Genomic DNA, 2647 nt, shown 5'->3' on the forward strand with positions numbered 1-2647 from the left:
AGTGCAGCAAATAATGTGATTGAAAATATCAACTATGCTGAAGATGCAAGCGATGTAGAAAAAGCTCAGGCGGTTGCTGAAGCTAAGGCAATCAGAGCACTGGCACATTTCGACTTAACCCGTTTGTATGCTCAGCCTTACGGCTATACTGCAAATGCCCAGCATCCGGGTATTCCGTATATGGAGCAAAATATCACTTATGATGAGCTTACAACAAGAGCACTCTTGTTCGATAATTATGAAAATATTATTGCTGATTTATTAGAGGCCGAAAGCAATTTAGGAACAGCTATTGGTACTGAAGAGGCCAATTCTGTAAAGGCTTATATGTCTAAAGTGGCAGCACAAGCTCTTTTGGCTCGTGTTTATCTTTATAAAAACGATTGGGATAAGGCCAAAGAATACGCAACAAAAGTCATTGAAGATGGCAATATTTCCCTAATTGATAATTCTGAAGTTCTTTCTTCTTATTCGAATAACACACCAAGCACAGAGGATATTTTCATCCTCGATAATTCAGGGAGACATATAGGTGCTCCCCTCTCTAGACAGATTGGTATTGAGGATGATAGGACAAGTCTTTATTTGTTGCCCAGTCATGATATTATCGATTTGTATGAAGATGGTGATATTAGAAAGCAGCTATTTGCCGAGCAAATGGGTGAAACCTTAACAAAAAAGTGGACTGAGTTAGCAGGTGAAACGGATCACTATATACCGGTTCTTCGCTTGGCAGAAATGTATCTGATTCGTGCCGAAGCTTCCTTAAATCTGCCTGTTAGCAACGAGGTTCAGGCTCGTGCCGATTTGGATGTAATTCGCAAACGTGCAAACCCTGCAGCAGCTAACCTTCAATTATCAGGAACAGCCTTAAAGGAGGAATTATTCCAAGAAAGAAGAAGAGAATTGGCTTTCGAAGGTCACCTGTTTTTTGATATTGTGAGAATGGGAAGAGATTTACGACGTGTTGATTGTAATGCCTTACAGAATGTAAACATCGATTACCCAAGCAATTTGTTCGTATTGCCAATTCCTGATTATGCAATAGAATACAATAATCAAATGGTCCAGAATACAGGATACTAAACGAATTTATTAAAAACAAAAATATTAGTGATACGCCCCGATTTATGGGGATGTTTTAACCATAACTAAAAATCTAAGACCCAATGAAAAAAAACATTTTAAACCTCATGTTATTTGCTGTAGCTGCAATCTTTATTGTGAGCTGTAGTAAAGATGATTCAGTAACGATCCCTAAAGTAACTTTAAGTGCTGATGTGCTTACCATTGCTGAGAATGCAACATCCCCTCTTGTGGTAAAAGTAATTACAGATGCTCCATTAGGGACTGCTTACGATGTGAAAGTAAACATTTCGGGTACTGCAGTAGCAGGTGTAAACTATCAGGAAATTGCAAGCACGGTTACCATTCCTGCGAACGCTACATCAGCAAACATTTTTGTAAGCCCTGTTAATGTTTCAGCAATTGAAGAGAACACAACAGTGAGCATTGCTTTAGGAGCTGGCGATGTTTACGATTTAGCCATGGAGGCAAGTGTAGATCTTACCATTACTGACAATGCAACACCTGCATCGGATGCGCCTACAGTATCTTTTGGAACTTCTAATATCGTAACTAATCCATATTTGGAAGAAGTGAAGACGATTACTGTTGGATTGAGCAAAGCATTCTCTTCAGCTCTTACTATTCCTTTAACAATTACAGATGGTTTAGTAGCCGGTACCGATTATGAAATTGCAGGTTTGGAAAACAATGCCATTACTATTGCAGCTGGTGAAGTTTCAGCTGAATTTACGGTAACTATGAAGAACACAGCTGTTGTTGACATGGACAAAACAGTTCAATTCGCATTTGCGACTCCATCTGTAACTGATTATGCTGTAAAAGCAAGTGAAAACACTTTGGATATCAATGCAGTTGACCCACAGGTTGATTTCTCTTCTTGGATTAATGCCGATCACCAATTCGACTACTTATATGCTCAGTGGAGTACTAGCGAAACGGTTTACATTGCAGATGCTGATGCTTATTTTTTAAAGCGTTACTATTTTAATTCTGTTACTCAGGCTTGGGCAACTCTTACAGGAGAACACTATATGCATGTTTCGGATAACGACGGTAATCAATTTGAAGAAGTCATTAATAAAGTGCAAAAAGTACAAGGTGGTAGGTTTATTGATATTGTAGAGCAAGAAAGATATGAAAACCAGTGTGGTGATTTCTTGGGATTAACTAAGTTTTTTGCAAACGAAGCAACTTATGGAAAGACCGAAATCAAATCAGAAGCTGGCTGGTTCCGTTTTGCATCAACTGAGGCATCAGCTACCGAAGGTACTGTTGTGGTTCCAGAGCAAACTTTGACGCTTTACAAGGCTGATATGGCTGTTTGGAAAGCAAAAACAACTGTTGATGTTGTGGGTGGAACTGAATCTTATTATGCATGGTATGCGGATTCAAATACGACTCAAGGAAATGTTTCTCAATCAACAATGGTAACTCCTGTTTCTATTCATGTTGCAAAATCAGTGGGTACATACAACACAACAACTAAAGAAATTCAGGTTGATATTACTTTTACTTGTGATGATGCAGATCTAAATATTGATCCTAAATATTATATCGC

Annotated in this window: 2 protein-coding genes; both read left to right on the forward strand. The window is 38.5% G+C overall.

What is annotated here, in order from left to right:
• On the forward strand, positions 1-1086 hold a 1086-nt coding region (locus tag ABY905_RS16220; protein WP_372645754.1), incomplete at its 5' end, for a RagB/SusD family nutrient uptake outer membrane protein.
• 83 nt (positions 1087-1169) lie between these two features.
• Positions 1170-2647: hypothetical protein (locus ABY905_RS16225; RefSeq protein ID WP_372645756.1), on the forward strand; the 1478-nt coding region annotated here is incomplete at its 3' end.

Origin of the sequence: Ancylomarina sp. (assembly GCF_041555295.1) — a bacterium.
Taxonomy (GTDB): Bacteria; Bacteroidota; Bacteroidia; order Bacteroidales; family Marinifilaceae; genus Ancylomarina.